Source organism: Kitasatospora sp. NPDC059646 (genome assembly GCF_042734615.1).
GTDB lineage: Bacteria > Actinomycetota > Actinomycetes > Streptomycetales > Streptomycetaceae > Kitasatospora.
The window spans coordinates 27502-45241 of sequence record NZ_JBHWDS010000039.1; the positions used below are offsets into that span (position 1 = coordinate 27502).

General features: G+C 72.4%; 15 protein-coding genes. 8 read left to right on the plus strand and 7 right to left on the minus strand.

What is annotated here, in order from left to right:
• Nucleotides 1-3 precede the first annotated feature (3 nt).
• Nucleotides 4-888, plus strand: a complete 885-nt coding sequence (locus ACFV1L_RS24895; protein ID WP_380369434.1) for a LysR substrate-binding domain-containing protein — start codon at nt 4-6, stop codon at nt 886-888.
• A 7-nt stretch (nt 889-895) separates the two neighbouring features.
• On the opposite strand, the gene ACFV1L_RS24900 is transcribed toward ACFV1L_RS24895, so the two are convergent.
• Nucleotides 896-1750 carry an alpha/beta fold hydrolase gene (locus ACFV1L_RS24900; protein WP_380369437.1) on the minus strand — a complete coding sequence of 285 codons (855 nt, stop codon included), beginning with the start codon at nt 1748-1750 and terminating at the stop codon, nt 896-898.
• Nucleotides 1751-1809: 59 nt separating this feature from the next.
• On the opposite strand from ACFV1L_RS24900, the gene ACFV1L_RS24905 reads away from it, so the two are divergent.
• The 3 genes from ACFV1L_RS24905 (at nt 1810) to ACFV1L_RS24915 (ending at nt 3494) form a co-directional block, all read left to right on the plus strand.
• On the plus strand, nt 1810-2265 hold the full coding sequence (locus tag ACFV1L_RS24905; RefSeq protein WP_380369440.1) for a MarR family winged helix-turn-helix transcriptional regulator: 456 nt from the start codon (nt 1810-1812) through the stop codon (nt 2263-2265).
• Nucleotides 2266-2286: 21 nt separating this feature from the next.
• On the plus strand, nt 2287-2736 hold the full coding sequence (locus ACFV1L_RS24910) for a type II toxin-antitoxin system PemK/MazF family toxin (RefSeq protein WP_380369443.1): 450 nt from the start codon (nt 2287-2289) through the stop codon (nt 2734-2736).
• A gap of 89 nt (nt 2737-2825) precedes the next feature.
• Nucleotides 2826-3494, plus strand: coding sequence for an RDD family protein (locus ACFV1L_RS24915; RefSeq protein ID WP_380369446.1), 669 nt, complete (start codon nt 2826-2828; stop codon nt 3492-3494).
• A gap of 54 nt (nt 3495-3548) precedes the next feature.
• Here ACFV1L_RS24915 and dnaE read toward each other — a convergent pair whose 3' ends face one another.
• The gene (gene dnaE, locus ACFV1L_RS24920) at nt 3549-7082 is read right to left on the minus strand and encodes a DNA polymerase III subunit alpha (protein ID WP_380369449.1); all 3534 of its coding nucleotides are present in this window, start codon (nt 7080-7082) and stop codon (nt 3549-3551) included.
• A 181-nt stretch (nt 7083-7263) separates the two neighbouring features.
• Here dnaE and ACFV1L_RS24925 point away from each other — a divergent pair, with 181 nt between their 5' ends.
• On the plus strand, nt 7264-7980 hold the full coding sequence (locus tag ACFV1L_RS24925) for a hypothetical protein (protein WP_380369451.1): 717 nt from the start codon (nt 7264-7266) through the stop codon (nt 7978-7980).
• 69 nt (nt 7981-8049) lie between these two features.
• The gene (locus tag ACFV1L_RS24930; RefSeq protein ID WP_380369454.1) at nt 8050-9141 is read left to right on the plus strand and encodes a winged helix DNA-binding domain-containing protein; all 1092 of its coding nucleotides are present in this window, start codon (nt 8050-8052) and stop codon (nt 9139-9141) included.
• 7 nt (nt 9142-9148) lie between these two features.
• On the opposite strand, the gene ACFV1L_RS24935 is transcribed toward ACFV1L_RS24930, so the two are convergent.
• The 4 genes from ACFV1L_RS24935 to ACFV1L_RS24950 form a co-directional block, all read right to left on the minus strand.
• Nucleotides 9149-9784 (minus strand): dienelactone hydrolase family protein, encoded by a 636-nt coding sequence (locus ACFV1L_RS24935; protein WP_380369456.1) that lies wholly within the window; start codon nt 9782-9784, stop codon nt 9149-9151.
• A gap of 61 nt (nt 9785-9845) precedes the next feature.
• Nucleotides 9846-12080: a M9 family metallopeptidase gene (locus tag ACFV1L_RS24940; RefSeq protein WP_380369459.1), complete on the minus strand. Its 2235-nt coding sequence runs from the start codon at nt 12078-12080 to the stop codon at nt 9846-9848.
• A gap of 214 nt (nt 12081-12294) precedes the next feature.
• A complete protein-coding gene (locus ACFV1L_RS24945) occupies nt 12295-12621 on the minus strand; it encodes a DUF4180 domain-containing protein (RefSeq protein WP_380369504.1) in 327 nt (108 codons plus the stop codon).
• 32 nt (nt 12622-12653) lie between these two features.
• The gene (locus tag ACFV1L_RS24950) at nt 12654-13073 is read right to left on the minus strand and encodes a helix-turn-helix domain-containing protein (RefSeq protein WP_380369462.1); all 420 of its coding nucleotides are present in this window, start codon (nt 13071-13073) and stop codon (nt 12654-12656) included.
• 633 nt (nt 13074-13706) lie between these two features.
• Here ACFV1L_RS24950 and ACFV1L_RS24955 point away from each other — a divergent pair.
• Complete coding sequence (locus tag ACFV1L_RS24955) at nt 13707-14702, plus strand: serine protein kinase RIO (RefSeq protein WP_380369465.1); 996 nt, start codon at nt 13707-13709, stop codon at nt 14700-14702.
• Nucleotides 14703-14782: 80 nt separating this feature from the next.
• On the opposite strand, the gene ACFV1L_RS24960 is transcribed toward ACFV1L_RS24955, so the two are convergent.
• A complete protein-coding gene (locus ACFV1L_RS24960; protein ID WP_380369467.1) occupies nt 14783-15655 on the minus strand; it encodes an MBL fold metallo-hydrolase in 873 nt (290 codons plus the stop codon).
• A 201-nt stretch (nt 15656-15856) separates the two neighbouring features.
• Here ACFV1L_RS24960 and ACFV1L_RS24965 point away from each other — a divergent pair, with 201 nt between their 5' ends.
• Nucleotides 15857-17737: a serine/threonine protein kinase gene (locus ACFV1L_RS24965; protein ID WP_380369470.1), complete on the plus strand. Its 1881-nt coding sequence runs from the start codon at nt 15857-15859 to the stop codon at nt 17735-17737.
• Nucleotides 17738-17740 lie beyond the last annotated feature (3 nt).

Genomic DNA, 17740 nt, shown 5'->3' on the forward strand with positions numbered 1-17740 from the left:
CCGATGCTCGATGTGCGACGACTGCGGCTGCTGCGCGAACTGGCCCACCTGGGGACGATCGCGGCGGTGGCGGACGCCCTGGCGTTCAGTCCTTCGGCGGTGTCCCAGCAGCTGTCGGTGCTGGAGCGGGAGGCGGGGGTGCCACTGCTGGAGCGGACCGGGCGGCGGGTGGCGCTGACCCCGGCGGGCCGGAACCTGGTGCGGCACACCGAGGCGGTGCTGGAGCTGCTGGAGCGGGCGGACGCCGAGCTGGCGCACGCCCGCCGCGGCCTGGCCGGCCCGCTGCGGATCGGCGCGTACCCGTCCGCCGTGCGCGCCCTGGTGCCCGCCGCGCTGGCCGAACTGGCCTCCCGGCATCCCGAGCTGGAGGCGATGGTGAGCGAGGTGGACCCGGCGGGGGTGGCGGCGGCGCTGCGCGCGGGCGAGCTGGACCTGGCGCTGGTGCACGAGTACGACCTGGTGCCGGGCGAGCCGGAGGAGGGCATCGCGCTGACCGGCCCGGTGTTCGCCGAGCCGCTGTACCTGGCGGCCCGCGCCACCGGCACGCTCGCCGACCACCGGGGCAGCCCGTGGATCACCGCCCCGGTCGGCACGCTCTGCCACGAGATGACCCAGCGGGCCTGCCAGACCGCCGGGTTCAGCCCCCGGATCCGGCACCGGGTGGACGACTTCGCGGCCCAGCTGGCCCTGGTCGCGGCCGGCCAGGGCGTGGCCCTGGTGCCGCACCTGGGCACCGGCCACTGCCCGCCCGGCGTCTCCCTGACCCGGCTGCCGATCTACCGGCGCACCCGCACCGCGTTCCGCGCCGGCGCCGCGGCGCACCCGGCGGTGGCGGCCTTCGCGGCGGCCCTCCACGCGGCGGTCCCGGCCGAGCTGCGCGCCGCCTGACGGCCGGTCAGATGCCGGCGAACCGCCGCAGTGCCCGCCAGACTTCGGCGGGCCGCTCCTCCTGCATGAAGTGCCCGCCGCCGTCGACCAGGCCGGTGCGGAGCGCCCGCACCCCGGCCTCCCGCAGGCCGGCCGCGTAGGCGTCGAGGTCGACGGGTTCGCGGGTGCCGCGTAGGTAGAGCAGCGGGGTGTCGACGGGGCCGGCGGCGGCCGACTCGGCGTTGTCGCGGGCGTCCTGCGGAAGGGCCCGGTAGAGGTCGAAGCCGGCGGTGAGCCGGCCGGGTCCGCGGTGGGCGGCGGCCTGTTCGGCGCGGGACTCGGGGGTGATCCGGTCGGGGTCGGCGGACAGCGCCCGGTAGAAGTAGGAGAAGTAGGCCTCCTGCCGTCCGTCGACCAGCATCTCGGGCAGGTCGGGGACGGCGTGCAGGCCGAAGTGCCAGATGTGCGGGTTGCGCAGTACCTGCTCCCAGGGGGCGACGCCGGGCAGCACGGTGTTCATCACCACCACCCGGTCGACGGCGTCGTGGCGGCGCAGGTAGGCGTAGGCGGCCATGCCGCCGGCGTCGTGGCCGACCAAGGTGGTGCCGGTGAGGCCGAGTTCGCCGATCAGGGCGTGCACGGCGGCGGCGATCCGGCGCTTGGAGCCGCCGGTGGAGCCGGTGGAGCGGCCGATGCCGGGGAGGTCGACGGCCAGCAGGCGGGCGTCCCGGCCGGCCGCGGCCATCAGGGGCTGCCAGGTGCGGGAGGACTCGGGCCAGCCGTGCAGCAGCAGGACGGGCGGGCCGTCGGGATCGCCGGATTCCACGACGTGCAGGGAGAGTTCACCGACGGGGACCTGACGCCGCCTCAGTTCGATCGACATGCGACATGTCTACCAAAAGACATGGATCATGTCGATCACCGGTCGTCTAGGCTGGCGGCATGACTGACGACCGCCCGGACTGGGAGCGCGGCACCGGCTTCCTGCTGGCCCGGCTCGGCTCGCTCACCGCCCGGTCCTGGACGGCCTTCCTCGGCGAGCACCGGCTGACCCAGGCCCAGTACGCGGTGCTGGTCGCGCTCGGGCGGCACGGGCCGGTCGGCCAGGGCCGGCTGGCCGAGCTGGTGGCCGTGGACGCCCGCAACCTGGTGGCGGTGCTGGACGGCCTGACGGACCGCCGGCTGCTGGAGCGCCGCACGCACGACACCGACGGCCGCCGCCGGGTGGTGGCGCTGACCGCCGACGGGCGCGCCCTGGTCGACGGCCTGGCCGCCGCGGCCGCGGCCGAGCAGGACCGCTTCCTGGCCGCCCTGCCGCCCGCCGAGCGGACGCGCCTGAACCGGCTGCTCCAGCGCCTCTACGACGCCCAGCTGGCAGGCCCCGGCCGGGGGGCTTGAACCGGTCGATAGCCTTCCGGCATGCATGAGTTGAACGAGCAGACGGAGCAGCCCGGCCGGTTCGGCGCGGCTGCCACGGTGGAGATCGAGGCCGAGCGGGTCCGCGGCGTGCGCACCGAGTACGCGCCGGACCACGACGGCGACCCGGACCCGGGCGAGATCGTCTGGACCTGGGTGCCGTTCGAGGAGAACGACGGCCGCGGCAAGGACCGCCCGGTGCTGGTGGTGGCCCGGGAGCGGGCCGGCACGCTGCTGACCGTGATGCTCTCCAGCAAGGGCCACGACCGCGATCCGGACTGGGTGCCGCTCGGCGCCGGCCCGTGGGACCGCAGCGGCCGGGACTCCTGGGTCGCCCTGGACCGGGTCTTCCGGGTGCACGACGGCGGGATGCGGCGCGAGGCCTGCGCCCTCGACCGGGCCCGTTTCCAGCTGGTCGTCGACTCGTTGAGGCACCGTTACGGCTGGCACTGAGTAACGATTGTCAGATCGTCTTACACAGTCTGCCCTCAACCGGGTACAACGGCTCCAGCATCCCCAACAGTTGACCTGGAGTCGGACGCATGAGCAGCAACACCCCTCCTGGCTACGGGCCTCAGGACCCGTACGGCCAGAACCCGTACGGTCAGCAGCCGCCGGCGAGCGGCGGCTACGGCGCTCCGACGCCGCCGCCCCCGCCGCCGGGCTACGGCGAGCCGCAGCCGGGGTACGGCGCCCCGTCCGGCTACGGGCAGCCGGGCTACGGCGCCGGCGCCCCGCAGGCCCAGTGGCCCGGCTGGCTCAGCCCGACCCCGCCGCCCGGCATGCCGCCGGCGCCGGGCACCCGGGTGCTGGCCTCGTTCGGCGACCGCTTCCTGGCGCGGCTGATCGACTGGGCGGTGCTGCTGATCCCGATCGCCGTGGTGTACTCGATCGCACCGAGCCTGTTCGTCTACTACCTGCTGATCGCGGTGATCTACGCCGGCTACGACGCGGCGATGATGCTCACCCAGCACGGCCAGACCGTCGGCAAGAAGGTCATGAAGCTCCGGGTGGTCAGCCAGGCCCACGGCGGCCGTCCGACCGACAACGAGATCTGGACCCGCGCCGCGGTCTGGGGCGGCCCGATCCTGGTCCCGGTCGTCGGCGGCCTGTGCGCGCTGCTGAACGGCCTGTGGCAGCTGTGGGACAAGCCGCTGCAGCAGGCGCTGCACGACAAGGTCGGCAAGACCGTGGTGGTCAAGGAGAACTGACCGGGAGTCAGTGCAGGAGCGGGCCCCCGCCGCACCGCGGCGGGGGCCCGTGCGTCAGCCGGCCAGGCAGCTCGGGCCGAGCAGCTGCTTGAGGTCGCCGAACAGCGCGGGGTCGGACTTCACCCGGTGCCGGTCCAGGCGCAGCACCACGGTCCTGGACGGCCCGCGCAGATGGACGTGCACCTCGGTGCTGCCCCTGTGGTGGGTGAGCACCTCGCCGAGCCGGCCGACGATCGGCGAGGTGAGCTTGTTCTCCGGCACGGTGATCACGATCGGCAGCTGCGCGCCGACGTTGGACAGGTCGGGCACCGAGAGTTCCATGCCCATCAGCCGCGGCACGTCCTCCCGCTTGTCGAGCTTGCCGCGGACGAACACCACGGCGTCCTCGACCAGTTGGGAGGAGACCAGCTGGTAGCTCGCGGGGAAGAACATGCAGTCGATGGAGCCCGCCAGGTCCTCGACGGTGGCGATCGCCCAGGCGTTGCCCTGCTTGGTCATCTTGCGCTGCAGGCCGGAGATGATGCCGCCGATGGTGACGATGGCGCCGTCGGGCCGTTCGGCGAGGTCGGCGACCGCGCAGTCCGCCTTGTCGGCGAGCACGTGCTCGATGCCGTGCAGCGGGTGCGAGGAGACGTACAGGCCGAGCATCTCGCGCTCCTGGGTGAGCAGGAAGGACTTCTCCCACTCCTCCTCGGAGAACACCACGTCCAGGCCGAAGCTCGGCTCGTCGGAGACGCTGTCGCCGCCGAAGAGGTCGAACTGGCCCTCCGCCTCCTTGCGCTTGATGCTGACCACGTTGTCGATCATCGGCTCGAACTGGGCGGTCAGGCCCTTGCGGGTGTGGCCGAGCGAGTCGAACGCGCCGGCCTTGATGAGGGATTCGACGGTGCGCTTGTTGCAGACCACGGCCTCGACCTTGTCGAGGAAGTCGGGGAACGAGGCGTACTTCCCCTTCGCCTTGCGGGTGCGGATCATCGACTCCACCACCGGACCGCCGACGTTGCGGATCGCGGTCAGACCGAACCGGACGGTGTCGCTGCCGTGCGGGGTGAAGTCGGCGTCCGACTCGTTGACGTCCGGCGGGAGCACCTGGATGCCCATCTTGCGGCACTCGTTGAGGTAGACCGCGGACTTGTCCTTGTCGTCCTTGACGGAGGTGAGGAGCGCCGACATGTACTCGGCCGGGTAGTTGGCCTTGAGGTAGGCGGTCCAGTAGGAGACCAGTCCGTAGCCGGCGGTGTGCGCCTTGTTGAAGGCGTAGCCGGAGAACGGCACCAGCACGTCCCACACCGCCTGGATCGCGGCGTCCGAGTAGCCGCGTTCGCGGCAGCCCTTCTGGAAGGGGACGAACTCGGCCTCCAGGATCTCCTTCTTCTTCTTGCCCATGGCGCGGCGCAGCAGGTCGGCCTGGCCGAGCGAGTAGCCGGCCAGGATCTGCGCCGCCTTCTGCACCTGCTCCTGGTAGACGATCAGGCCGTAGGTCGGCTCCAGGATCTCCCGCAGCGGCTCCTCCAGCTCCGGGTGGATCGGGGTGATCTCCTGCTGGCCGTTCTTGCGCAGCGCGTAGTTGGTGTGCGAGTTGACGCCCATCGGGCCCGGCCGGTACAGCGCCAGGACGGCGGAGATGTCCTCGAAGTTGTCGGGCTTCATCAGGCGCAGCAGCGAGCGCATCGGGCCGCCGTCGAGCTGGAAGACGCCGAGCGTGTCGCCGCGGGCGAGGAGTTCGTAGGCGGGCTTGTCGTCCAGCGGCAGCTTGAGCAGCTCGATCTTGACGCCCTTGTTCTTCTCGATCGCCTTGACCGCGTCGTCCATGATCGTCAGGTTGCGCAGTCCGAGGAAGTCCATCTTGAGGAGGCCGAGGCCCTCGCAGGTGGGGTAGTCGAACTGAGTGATCGTCACGCCGTCGGTGTGCCGGGTCCACACCGGGATGTGGTCGGTGAGCGGCTCGGCGGACATGATGACGCCGGCCGCGTGCACGCCGGGCTGGCGGATCAGGCCCTCGATGCCGCGCGCGGTGTCGATCACCTTGCGGACGTCGGGGTCGCTCTCGTACAGGCCGCGGATCTCGCCGGCCTCGCCGTAGCGCGGGTGGGTGGGATCGGTGATGCCGGACAGCGGGATGCCCTTGCCCATCACGTCCGGCGGCATCGCCTTGGTGATCCGGTCGCCCATCGCGTACGGGTAGCCGAGGACCCGCGAGGAGTCCTTGATGGCGGCCTTCGCCTTGATGGTGCCGTACGTGACGATCATGGCGACCTTGTCGGAGCCCCACTTCTCCGTCACGTAGCGGATCACGTCGCCGCGCCGGCGCTCGTCGAAGTCGATGTCGACGTCGGGCATGGAGATGCGCTCGGGGTTGAGGAAGCGCTCGAAGATCAGGCCGTGCGGGATCGGGTCGAGGTCGGTGATGCCCATCGCGTAGGCGACCAGCGAGCCGGCCGCGGAGCCGCGGCCGGGGCCGACCGCGATGCCCTGGCTCTTGGCCCACATGATGAAGTCGGCGACCACCAGGAAGTACGCCGGGAACCCCATCTGCACGATGGTGTCCATCTCGTACTCGGCGAGCTTCCGGTGCTCGTCGTCGTAGCCGTTCGGGAACCGCCAGTCCATGCCCTCCCAGACCTTGGACCGGAAGAAGTCCGCCTCGGACTCGAAGCCCTCCGGGATGGGGAAGCGCGGCATCAGGTTCTTGAACTCGAACATGCCGGTGGTGTCGACCCGCTCGGCGACCAGCAGTTGGCTGTTGCGGCAGCCCTCCTGCCAGATGTCGGAGGAGTCCAGGCCGTACATCTCGGCGGCCGACTTGATGTAGTAGCCGGTGCCGTCGAACCGGAAGCGGTCCGGGTCGGAGAGGTTCTTGCCGGTCTGCACGCACAGCAGCAGGTCGTGGGCGCCGGCGTCGGCCTCGGTGGTGTAGTGCGAGTCGTTGGTGACCACCGGCGGGATGCCCAGTTTCCGGCTGATCTCGACCAGGCCGTCGCGGACCCGCTTCTCGATGTCGAGGCCGTGGTCCATCAGCTCCAGGAAGTAGTTCTCCTTGCCGAAGATCTCCTGGTACTCGGCGGCCGAGCGGACCGCCTCGTCGAACTGGCCGAGCCGCAGCCGGGTCTGCACCTCGCCGGACGGGCAGCCGGTGGTGGCCATCAGGCCGGCCGCGTGCTCGGCGATGATCTCCTTGTCCATCCGGGGCCACTTCACCAGCCAGCCCTCCGCGTAGGAGCGGGAGGTCAGCTTGAAGAGGTTGTGCAGGCCCTCCTTGTTCCGGGCCCAGATGGTCTTGTGGGTGTACGCGCCGGACGCCGAGACGTCGTCCTTCTTCTGGTGCGGCTGGCCCCACAGGACGCGCTTGGTGTTGGTCCGGGAGTCCGGCGCGACGTACGCCTCGATGCCGATCACCGGGGTGATGCCGGCGGCGGTGGCCTGCTTGTGGAACTCGGCCGCGCCGTACATGTTCCCGTGGTCGGTCATCGCGACGTGGCTCTGGCCCAGCCGTTCGACCTCCTTGAACAGCTGCTTCAGCCGGGCGGCACCGTCCAGCATCGAGTACTCGGTGTGGACGTGCAGGTGCGCGTACGGCTGGTCGCTCAAGGCGGGGCCTCCGGGGTCCTGAGAGGGGCTGGGACGCGTCGGGCCTGAAACACGTATGGTCCGAGCGCCATGACCTGGGCTCGGACCACGGGTTCCGGGATCGCGGGTCCGAGTCTAGTCCCCCTCCGGGCGTGGAGGCGCTAACCTCCGACCACCGCACGACTACGGGAGGGGACCCGCCATGGCCTTCGTCCAACCACCGCCGCCGGCGCCGCGCGCCGGGGCCCGCGGACTGCCCGGGATCGGCGTGCTGCTGCTGATCCAGGTCGTCGTGGAGCTCGCGGTCCTCGGCTACGACCTGAGCCAGGCCGGCCTGAACTACCTGCCGATCGCGCTCGGCGTGCCGCTCGACGCCCAGTACTACGTGCCCGCCCCGGTCTCCTTCACCGGCTTCGACACCTCGGTGGTGCTCGCCTCGCTGGTGCTGGCCTTCGCCGCGTTCGGCCGCCGGCCGTGGGCCCGGGCCGGCGCGGTCGTCGCCTGCGGCCTCAACGGCTACGCCGCGGCGACCGGGCTGATCACCATGGTGATCCGCAACTCGGACATCCTCCTGCACCAGGGCATCGCCTGGGCGCTGCTGTCGGCGACCATGCTGGTGGACGTGCTGATCGCGCTGGTCGTGGCGCTGGTGGCGGCCGTCGGCCGGGAGCCGTCGACCCCGGCGGCCGTCCCGTTCGGGAACCGGCCGCCGGCGCCGCTCGGCTGGGGCGTGCCCCCGCAGCCGCCCGCCCCGGCGACGGCCGGGTACCAGCAGCCGCCGGTGCAGCACCACGGGCAGCCGCCGCACACCCCGGCGCCGCCGCAGCCGCCCGCCGCCGGGCCCGGCGCCGCGTACGCCTATCCCCCGCCGCCGCCCGCCCCGCCCGCCCCGCCCGCGGCCCCGCCCGGGCTGTCCTGACGGGTTGCTACAGTGCCCGCCGTCGGCCCCCGCGTCCGGGGGCCGGCGGGGACGAGAGGGGATCCGGCGATGCCCGCCGTACGCACGCTGTCCGCCCGGGAGTTGACGGTCCGGTACTTCGAGCGGCAACTGCTGGACCGGAGCACGCCGATGCCGGCCGCCGCCGGGGTGCGCCGCCTGGCCGCGCTGCAGGCGCAGTACTCGCCGTCGCCGCACCTGGCGCTCTGGTCGCGGCTGCCGGGCTTCACCACCGGCGAGCTGGACGCGGCGCTGCGGGACGGCAGCGTGGTGAAGTCGACGCTGATGCGCGGCACCCTGCACCTGGTGCCGGGCGAGGACTACGGCCACCTGGCCGCCGCCTGGCGCAGCCAGTGGCTGGCCTCGCTGCGCGGCCGGTACCGCACCGCCGGGCTGGACGAGGAGCGGCTCGCCGCCGGGCTGCGGGAGTTCGCCGTCGTGCCGCGCAGCGCGCAGGAGCTGCGCGAGCGGGTTGCGGAGCTGTCCGGCGGCCGGGTCCGCACCGACGACCTGCTGCACTGGGCGCGGGCGCTGCTGCCGCTGGTGCACGTCGCCCCGTCCGGGCACTGGCGCTCCCACGGGAAGCCGCGACTGGTGCTGTGGCCGGGCGAGTTGCCGACCGAGCCGGCCGCCACCGCCCGGCTGGTGCGCCGCTACCTGGGCGCGTTCGGGCCCGCCTCGCGCGCCGACATCGCGCACTTCACCGGCCTGCCGCTGCGCCGGATCGACCCGGCGCTGGCCGAACTGGGCGGGCTCGCGGCCCACCGGGCGGAGGACGGCCGGGAACTCCTCGACCTGCCCGACGCCCCGCCGCCCGGAGACCCGGACCGCACCCTGCCGGTGCGGTTCCTGCCGAAGTGGGACGCCGCACTGCTGTCGCACGCCGACCGCACCCGGATGCTGTCCGCCGAGCTGCTGCCGCAGGTCTACCGGGCGGTGAACGGCACGCTGCTGGCGACCTACCTGGTGGACGGCCGGGTCGCCGGGACGTGGAGCCACAGCTGCGCCCGGGGCGCCGCGCAGCTCACCCTGAGCCCGCTGGTGGAGCACGGCGCCCGGCCCGAGCTGGTCGCGGAGGGGGAGCGGCTGCTGGCGTTCCTGGAGCCGGCCGCGACCGCCCGGACGGTGGCCTTCGCGTCCTGACCGGGCGTCAGTCCTGCTGCCGGTCCAGTTCGGCGAGGAAGTCCAGCGCGGCGGCCCAGGTCCGCTCGGTCGCCTCGGCGTCGTGGTCGGGCAGCTCGGGGTCGGTGTACAGGTGTCCGGCGCCGCGGTAGCGGTGCACCTCGACGTCGGCCCCGGCCCGGGTCATCAGCAGGTACCAGGTGTTCAGCCAGTCCTCGGACTCGAACGCGTCCGGCTCGGCCACGTGCAGCTGCACCGGGATGCCGGTGGCGGCGTCCTCGCGCAGGTCGGAGGTGCCGTGCAGGAGCAGCAGCCCGCGGGCCTGCTCGTCGGCGAGGGCCAGGTTCTGCGCGAGCGAGCCGCCGAGCGAGAACCCGGCGTACACCAGGCCGTTCTTCGCGGGCAGCAGCGGGGCGACGGCGGTGACGGCGCGGCGCAGCAGTTCGTCGTTGCCGACCTCGTCGCGGTACGCCATGGCCTCCTCCGACTCGTCGAAGGTGCGGCCCTCGTACAGGTCGGGGGTGTGCACGGTGTGGCCGGCGGCGCGCAGCCGGTCGGCGGCCCGGTGCACGGCGGGGCGCAGGCCGTACGCGGAGTGGAACAGGACGATCTCGGCCACGGGGGCTCCTCGGTGCTGGGTGCTCGACCCTCCATGATCTCCCATCCCGGAACGCGCCGGGGCCCGGCCCACCGGTGGGTGGGCCGGGCCGTTCGGTTCGGCGGGGTCAGTACGAGGTGCTGACGGACACTCCGCCGAAGCCCTGCTGGGCGTACAGGCTGATGTAGTTGTAGCCCGCGGGCGGGTTGCTGATGGTCAGGGTCTCGCTGTTGCCGCTGTTGGCGGACTTGGCGTTGTACGAGCCGGTGGTGGCCCAGTTGCTGCCGTTGTAGTACAGGTCGGCGTTGCCGGTGCCGCCGGTGGCGGTGACGGTCAGGCTGGTGGTGCCGGCCGGGACCCACAGGTAGAAGTACGCGTAGTTCTGGACGGTGGCGGCGACGTTGGAGCGGCCGCAGTTCTGGCCGAGCTGACGGGTGTCGGCGCCGGTGCACTCGGGGGCGGTGGGCACCGTCGCGGTGCCGCAGTTGCCGCCGTTGCAGGCGGTCAGCCAGGCGTTGAAGTCGGCGTCGTAGCGGGTGCCGATGGTGGTCTTCAGGATGCTGCGGGCGCCGTCCCAGTCGCCGGCGCGGTACTTGGCGAGCACGGCGTCCATGTCGGCGCGGTGCGACTGGAGCATGTAGCGGACCGCCAGGTAGCCCCAGTTGTAGACCCGGGTCGAGTCGGCGTTGTCGTAGGTGGTGTCGAACAGGGTGGACAGCGCGTAGGTGTGCTGCCCTGCCTGGGCGATCGCGTTGGTGTACTCGACGCCCCGGTAGGCGTAGGAGACGTACTCGGCGAAGCCCTCGACCCACCACACGGTCGGGGTGGTCATGCCGGCGTCGAAGTCGCCGTACATGTCGAACCGGCCGTCGAGGTAGTGGGTGTACTCGTGGTTGAGGTTCCAGATCTGGAAGTCCGGACGGAGCCACTCGGCCTCGTGGGCGATGAACCGCGGCTGGTTGCCGGCCGCGTCCGGCTTGCCCTCCAGGTACATGCCGCCGTTGTCGGTGGAGATGTCGAAGATGGTGCCGGCGTACAGCTTGTAGTCGTTGCTGGAGTGGAACACCACCACCTCGATGGTGGAGTTGTTGTCGTTCGCCACCGCGCCGCTGTCCCGGGCCACACCGTGGAAGAACGCGTCCTGGCCCTTCAGGCTGGTGCAGGCGGTGTTCAGCTGATCGGCCGTCAGCGCCTGGGCGACGATCCTGATGCTGGGGCTGCAGGTGTAGTTGACCGTCAGCACCGCGGCCTTCAGGCGGCTCGCCAGGTCGCAGGTGCCGTAGTAGGCGCAGTTGGCCTTGTCGTAGGCGTCGGTCATCTCGGCGGAGACCGCCCACATGGTGGCGGTGCGCCCGGTGATCGAGCTCTGGTCCAGCAGGCTCTTGACCAGCGGCCGGACCTTGGCCTGCATCGCCGGGTACTGGAGGAAGCGTCCGAGCTCGCGGCCCGCGTTGACGACGATGAAGTCGCTGTCACCGCCCAGCAGCGCGTTGTTGCGGGTGGCGAACGCCTGCAGGGCGTCCAGCACGCTCGGGTCGGCCTGCACGGCGGGCAGGAAGTCGCTGTTCTGGTGGCCGCGCCAGAGCACCGTGTAGACGTTGTTGACGGCGTTGCGCATGTTCCAGCTGGCGTCGTAGGCGCTGTTGTAGGCGTTCAGCAGCCGCTTCACCACCGACAGGTAGCGGGCGTTCTCGGCCGCGCTGTCGATCAGGGTGACCGCCTCGCCCAGCGTGCTGCCGTTGGCGTCGGTGACGTCCTGCGAGTGCGCGGCGGCGAAGAACCGGTCCAGGCCGCCCTCGATCGCGTACTTGAGGTTGCTGCCGTAGGAGCCCACCACGTCCGGGTTGTACCACTGCACGTAGTAGCCGGCCCGCAGGTACAGCACGATCTGGAGCGCCGAAGTGGAGTTGTCGCCGGGGTAGTCGGCGGAGACGTCGCGCAGCGCGTTGGCCACCGTCACCATCTGCGACTCGTTGAACGCCAGCTTCGCGTCGTTGCCCTTGAGCAGGAACAGGGAGTTGACGCAGTCCGAGGTGGCGGACTTGATCTGGGTGACCAGCGCGCTGCCGGTCTTCCCGGTGAAGTCGGCGACGGTGCAGGCGGCGGCCGCCGTCAGGGAGTTGGCCGCCGGCGCGGTGGCCGGCTCGCCGCCGGACAGCAGCGGCGGGCTCTTGGAGGCGTCCGCCCGCACGTCGCGGTCGGCGTCCTTGCGGCGCTCGGCCGCCGCGGAGCTGCGCGGCGCCGACTTCGACGCCTTCGAGGGCTTCGCCGACTGGGGACCGGCGGGGGCGGCCGCCCGGGCGCCCGGCACGAAGACGGCCAGGAATCCGAGGGCCAGACAGAAGGACAGCAGCAGACTCAACGTTCGCGCGGGGGACGCGAACGGTATCCGGAAGGTTCGCACGTGGGGGCCTCCGGGCCGATATGACGCCGCGCATTCGGGGGGCACGGCGGAGGGGTGGGAGGCCGACGGGGCACTGCTCGTCGGCCGGTGACATGTACAATTGCACATGTCACCTCACGCTGGAACCCCTCGTGCCCGGATCAACTGGCCCGCATAACCTCCGTGTTGCCCCTCAGCCGGCGAACCGGCCGGCCAGCTCCGCCAGGTCCGCGACGAACCACAGCTGCAGACCGCGATTGCTCTCCCGCACGAAGTCCCGCAGCGCGTCCGACCGCTCCACGTGCGGCGAGACGTCCCCCACCACCGCGAGACCCATCCGGTACTGCGCGAACTTCTGCACCACCCCGCCCGCGACACCGCTGCGCAGCCGGAAGAACTCCTCCCCCAGCCGCTCCACCGGCACCGCCACCCAGGACGCCCCCTGGTAGTACGCGTTCCCCAGCAGGTCCACCGCGTCCTGCTCCCCCGCGACCGGCTCCCCCTCCGCCGCGCACACCATCACCTGGACTCCGCCCAGCTCCTGAACCGCCGTCACCGCACCTCTCCCGTCAGCTCCTCGATCATCCCCAGCACGTCCCCGACCCGCCGCGGCGGACCCAGCACCACGAACCGCAGGGCGCTCCGCGACTCGTCCCGCACCGCCTGCACCCACAACGGCCGCGACTCCCCCGACCACGCCCCGGCCGCCGCGAGCACCGCCGTCACCAGCCGATCCGCATCCCCCCGCCCCACCCCCTCCACCTGCACCACCGCCGACACCTCCACCCGCGAGGGGCTCGCCGCCCCACCCCCTCCCCCGGTGAACGCCTCCACGTCCGCCCGCGCGATCCGGTACTGCTTCCCGATCCGCGTCGCCTTCAACTTCCCGTCCCGCACATAACCCCGAACGGTCTTCACGTGCAGCCCCAACAAGCCGGCCACATCCTCAACGGAGTAGTACTCCTGCTGCACGCCGCATCCTTCCCTATTACTCCGCACCACGCCACAAATAGGGAACATTAAAGCCCTTCCCGCCCGCCCCCTGCACCACCGCCGGGGGCGCGACGAACTGCCCGCCCTCCGCCCCGCCAGGGGACGCGACGAACTCTCGCCCGCCGCTCCGCCAGGGGCGCGGGGAACTGTGCGAACAACCCACCACCGGCCGCCAGATCGCGCACCTCACCCGCACCCCCTCCCGCCTCGCGCCACCCCGCCACCGCTCCGCAAGCAACCACGCGAAACCGCCCTCCGCCCCGCCAGGGGCGCGAGGAACTGCGCGAACAACCCACCACCGGCCGCCAGATCGCGCACCTTCCCCGCACCCCCGCCCCGCCTCGCGCCCCACCCCGCCACCCAACCACCGCTCCGCAGGGCGCTCCCGAAAAAATCCCTTGCATCCGTCGGAGCTCCCGCTAGGGTTGTCCCCGTCCTTCCGCACGCGTTCGTGCGGGAGTGAGTCGAGAGGAGGTGTGGCCAGGATGGTTGCCGCCGTGTCGCGGCGCGCTTTCGCCTGCGCGCCATACGAATCCTCCCCTCGTCTTCTTCCCACCGGCTGACAGCGCGTCATACCGCGCCCCGGTGGGCCACTCCCCAGGAGCCACCGCAGTGCGCGAGCGCTTTGCCGACAGCGAGTCCTTCTCCCGTATCCGCCCCAAGGGCACTTCCCGTCGCGGCCGCAAGGCCGACCGTTTCGACGACGCCGAGCCCGAGTACCTCTACTTCCCCACCCACGAGTCCGACTCCGGCTCCGAGTTCGAGTCCGAGTTCGACTCGGATTCGTGGGACGACGAGACCCCGAGCGTCTCCGACGGCCCGGCCGTCGGCGACCGCTGGTCGACGTGGGACCAGTCCACCCCCACCGAGAAGGGCCCCGAGCCGCGCCCGGACTGGGTGGTCACCGAACTCGCGGCCGTCGACACCGAGTTGGGCATCGTGAAGACCGGCAAGGAGGCCGACGTCTTCCTGCTGGAGCGCGCCGTCCCTGGCACGGACCGTCGCACGCTGATGGCGGCCAAGCGCTACCGGGATGCCCAGCACCGCATGTTCCACCGCGATTCCGGCTACCTGGAGGGCCGCCAGCACAAGGAGTCCCGGGTGACCCGCGCGATGGCGAAGCGCACCGCGTTCGGCAAGGAGGCGATCGCCGGCCAGTGGGCGGCGGCCGAGTTCACCGCGCTGTGCCGCCTGTGGTCGGCGGGTGTGGCGGTGCCGTACCCGGTGCAGATCACCGGTACCGAGATCCTGATGGAGTTCGTCGGCGACGAGTCGGGCGCGGCCGCCCCGCGGCTGGCCCAGCTGCGCGCCGAGGAGGCCGACGTCGAGGACCTCTGGGCGCAGCTGGGCCGGAGCCTGTCCCTGCTGGCGTACGACGGCTACGCGCACGGCGACCTCTCGGCGTACAACATCCTGGTGCACCGGGGCCGTCTGGTGATCATCGACGTCCCGCAGATCGTCGACGTGGTGGCGAACCCGCGCGGCCTGTCGTTCCTGGAGCGGGACGTCCGCAACGTCGGCGCCTGGTTCGTCTCCCGCGGCCTGCCGGCCGACCGGGTGGAGGCCCTGGTGGAGTCCCTCGCCGAGGACGCCCGCCTGCGCCGCTGACCACCCTCCGGACCGCCCGGACCGCCCGGACCGCGCGGACCGCTCGTCCGCGCGGTCCGCTCGGCAGACGGGCCGTCAGGTCACTCGCTGGGCCAGAGGACGAACCGCGGCAGCACCACCCGTCGCGGTTCTCCTCCGGTCGCGGCGAGCGCCCCGCGGATCTCGTACAGGTGGGCGACGGCGAGTTCGAGCGGCGCCTCGTGCGGCTGGTGGGTGTAGCGGATGGGGTAGTCGACGCCGGGCTCGACCGACATCTCGATGTGGCAGCCGAGGACGTGGCTGACGGGCCGGCGTTCGGCGAGGTCGATCATCCGGTCGATGCTGCGGGCGAACGCGGGCCAGTCCTCGATGTAGAGCCGGCCGGGGTAGACGGTGTCGCCGGTGAGCAGGAAGCCGCTCCACGGGTCGTAGTAGGTGACCGAGGCGGCGTGGTGTCCGGGGGTGGCGAGGCACTCCAGCACCCGCCCGCCGAGGTCGATCCGGGCGACGGCCTCCGGGTCGGCGTCGAAGCCGAACCACGGCCAGGCGGTGTCCTTCCCGGCCGGGACGAGTTCGGTTCCCGGCCGGTCGGCGAACTGCCCGTCCCCGGCGACGTGGTCGCCGTGCGCGTGGGTGTGCACCACCAGCAGCCGGTAGTCCTCGCGGGGGTGGCGGGCGAGCCAGCCGTCGATCAGCTCGTCGACGGTCCGCCGCAGCGGCAGGTACGCGGCTTCGGCGGTGGCCCCGGTGTCGATCAGCACGGCCCGTTCGTTGCCGAACAGCAGGTACAGGAACGGCGCTTCGTAGTTGACGGCCATGTTCTGCCGCAGGATGACGGTGTGCTCGTCGTGCGCGTACACCTGGAGGTCCGGGTCGGTGTTGTGCTTGGCCGACGGCGAGCCGTGGTTCCAGGTGACGTCCAGCGGCCGGGTCCCGGGCCGTCCGGTGCTGAAGTCGATCGGGTGGTCGGGCACTGCGGGTTCCTCCGCCGGTCTGGGTGGGGCAGGTTCGCGGGTCTGACCGTACGTCAGCGACGGTGCTCGGTACGAACAGTTGTGCCGCAGCGCCGTGTAGAGTCGCCGCGGCGGGGCGGGGTGCGCGGACCGGGCCGACTTCCCATCGGGCGTCCGGGCAGCCAGACTCTCTGTTGACACGTCGTACACCATGCTCGGGGGATGCGGGACATGTGGGGTCGGGGGACCGTGCTCGGGGGCCGCTACGCCCTCACCGAGCGGCTCGGCAGCGGTGCCATGGGCGAGGTCTGGCGGGCCGAGGACCAGGTGCTGGGCCGCCAGGTCGCGGTGAAGATCGTGCTTCCGGCACTGATGGAGGACGAGGTCTTCGCGGCCCGCTTCCGCCGCGAGGCGACCGTGCTGGCCGCGATGAGCCACCGCGGCGTGGTGCACATCCACGACTACGGCGAGGACGTCTCCGACCCGTCCGCGAAGATCGCGTACATCGTGATGGAGCTGCTGTCCGGCCGTCCGCTGGACAAGGCCAAGGGCCGCGGCGCCTTCCCGCCGGACCGGGCGCTGGACATCACGGCGCAGATGCTGGACGCCCTGCACGCCGCCCACCAGCAGGGCATCGTGCACCGCGACATCAAGCCGTCCAACCTGATGATCGATCAGGACGGCCGGGTCACCGTCACCGACTTCGGCATCGCCCGCACCCTGGCCGACACCCGGATCACCACCGCCCACGCGGTGATCGGCACCGCCCTGTACATGGCCCCGGAACGCGCCGAGGGCAAGGACGCCTCGGCGGCGTCCGACCTGTACTCGGTCGGCGTGGTCCTGTACGAACTGCTCGCCGGGAAGCCGCCGTTCACCGGGGAGACCCCGCTGGAGGTGGTGCTCAAGCACGTCCGCGAGCCGGTGCCGGAGCTGCCGGGCACGGTGCCCGCCCCGGTGCGCGCGGTGGTCGCCAGGTCGCTCGCCAAGCAGCCCGGCGACCGTTACCCGGACGCCGCGGCGATGGCCGCCGCCGCCCGTCAGGCGATGTCCACCCCCGCCGGACTGGGCGCCGTCCTCGCCCTCGCCGGGCCGGAGGAGACCCCGCCGGCCCTCCCCGCCCCGGCCGCCGTCCCCGCCCCGGCCGCCGCCGACGCCGCCACCGCGCCCGCACGAACCGGGCGCGACGGCCGGCGGCGGCTGGTCACCGTGGTGCTGCCGCTGGTCCTGGTCACCGGCGGCGGGGTGACGGCCCAGCAGTTCGACCTGCTGCCCTGGCAGCACCGGGCGGAGAGCAGCAGCTCCGCCAAGTCGCAGGAGCCGCAGGCCGGTCCCCCGTCCGCGTCCGGCTCCGCGCCGACCGGCCAGGCGTCCGGCACCGCCCAGGGCAGCCCCACCCCGCCCCCGTCCTCCGGCCCGCCCGCCACCGACCAGGCCGGCAACCCCGTCCCGCCCGGCGGCGCCCCGGCCCCCGGCACGAACCCCGACAACGGTGGTGCGGGCAACGGCGGTTCGGGCAGCACCGGCACCGGCACCGGCACCGGCGGCGGCACCGGGACCTCCGGCGGCGGCACGGGCAGCTCCGGCGGCGGCTCGAACAGCGGTGGCGGCGGAGGCGGCAACACCAACCCGACCCCGCCCGCCCCGACCACCAGCAAGCCCACCGCCAACGGCCCGGCCGCGGGCTGCGGCGGCAGCGGCTGGGGCCGGCTGGTCAACGTCGGCACCGGCCAGGCCGCGGGCCTCGGCTCGGCCGCCCTGTCCGCGGGCGTCCCCGTGGTGTCGGGCAGCAACACGTCCTACGGCTGGATCAGGAGCACCGACAGCGGCAGCGGCGTCACCACCTTCACCGCCTGCAAGAGCGGCAGCGGCGTCAGCCTGGGCGCCCGCTACGCGGGCAGTCCGAACATCGCCGAACTGGCGGGGGCGGGCTCCTACGGCGACCTGACCAACTGGTACCTCACGGACGCCGGTTCCGGCACCTTCCAGCTGAAGTTCGGCTACGGCGTGCAGAGTTGCCTCACCGATGCCGGGAACGGCAGCACCCTCGCCGTCACCAACTGCTCGCCCGGCTCCACGTCCCAGCTCTTCCGGTTCTCCTGACCC

Bases quoted from the DNA above. Each gene is read 5' to 3' on its own strand.
- ACFV1L_RS24895 (WP_380369434.1), top strand. From the start codon at position 4: ATGCTCGATGTGCGACGACTGCGGCTGCTGCGCGAACTGGCCCACCTG.
- ACFV1L_RS24900 (WP_380369437.1), bottom strand. From the start codon at position 1,750: ATGTCGATCGAACTGAGGCGGCGTCAGGTCCCCGTCGGTGAACTCTCC.
- ACFV1L_RS24905 (WP_380369440.1), top strand. From the start codon at position 1,810: ATGACTGACGACCGCCCGGACTGGGAGCGCGGCACCGGCTTCCTGCTG.
- ACFV1L_RS24910 (WP_380369443.1), top strand. From the start codon at position 2,287: ATGCATGAGTTGAACGAGCAGACGGAGCAGCCCGGCCGGTTCGGCGCG.
- ACFV1L_RS24915 (WP_380369446.1), top strand. From the start codon at position 2,826: ATGAGCAGCAACACCCCTCCTGGCTACGGGCCTCAGGACCCGTACGGC.
- ACFV1L_RS24925 (WP_380369451.1), top strand. From the start codon at position 7,264: ATGGCCTTCGTCCAACCACCGCCGCCGGCGCCGCGCGCCGGGGCCCGC.
- ACFV1L_RS24930 (WP_380369454.1), top strand. From the start codon at position 8,050: ATGCCCGCCGTACGCACGCTGTCCGCCCGGGAGTTGACGGTCCGGTAC.
- ACFV1L_RS24935 (WP_380369456.1), bottom strand. From the start codon at position 9,784: ATGGGAGATCATGGAGGGTCGAGCACCCAGCACCGAGGAGCCCCCGTG.
- ACFV1L_RS24945 (WP_380369504.1), bottom strand. From the start codon at position 12,621: ATGGTGTGCGCGGCGGAGGGGGAGCCGGTCGCGGGGGAGCAGGACGCG.
- ACFV1L_RS24965 (WP_380369470.1), top strand. From the start codon at position 15,857: ATGCGGGACATGTGGGGTCGGGGGACCGTGCTCGGGGGCCGCTACGCC.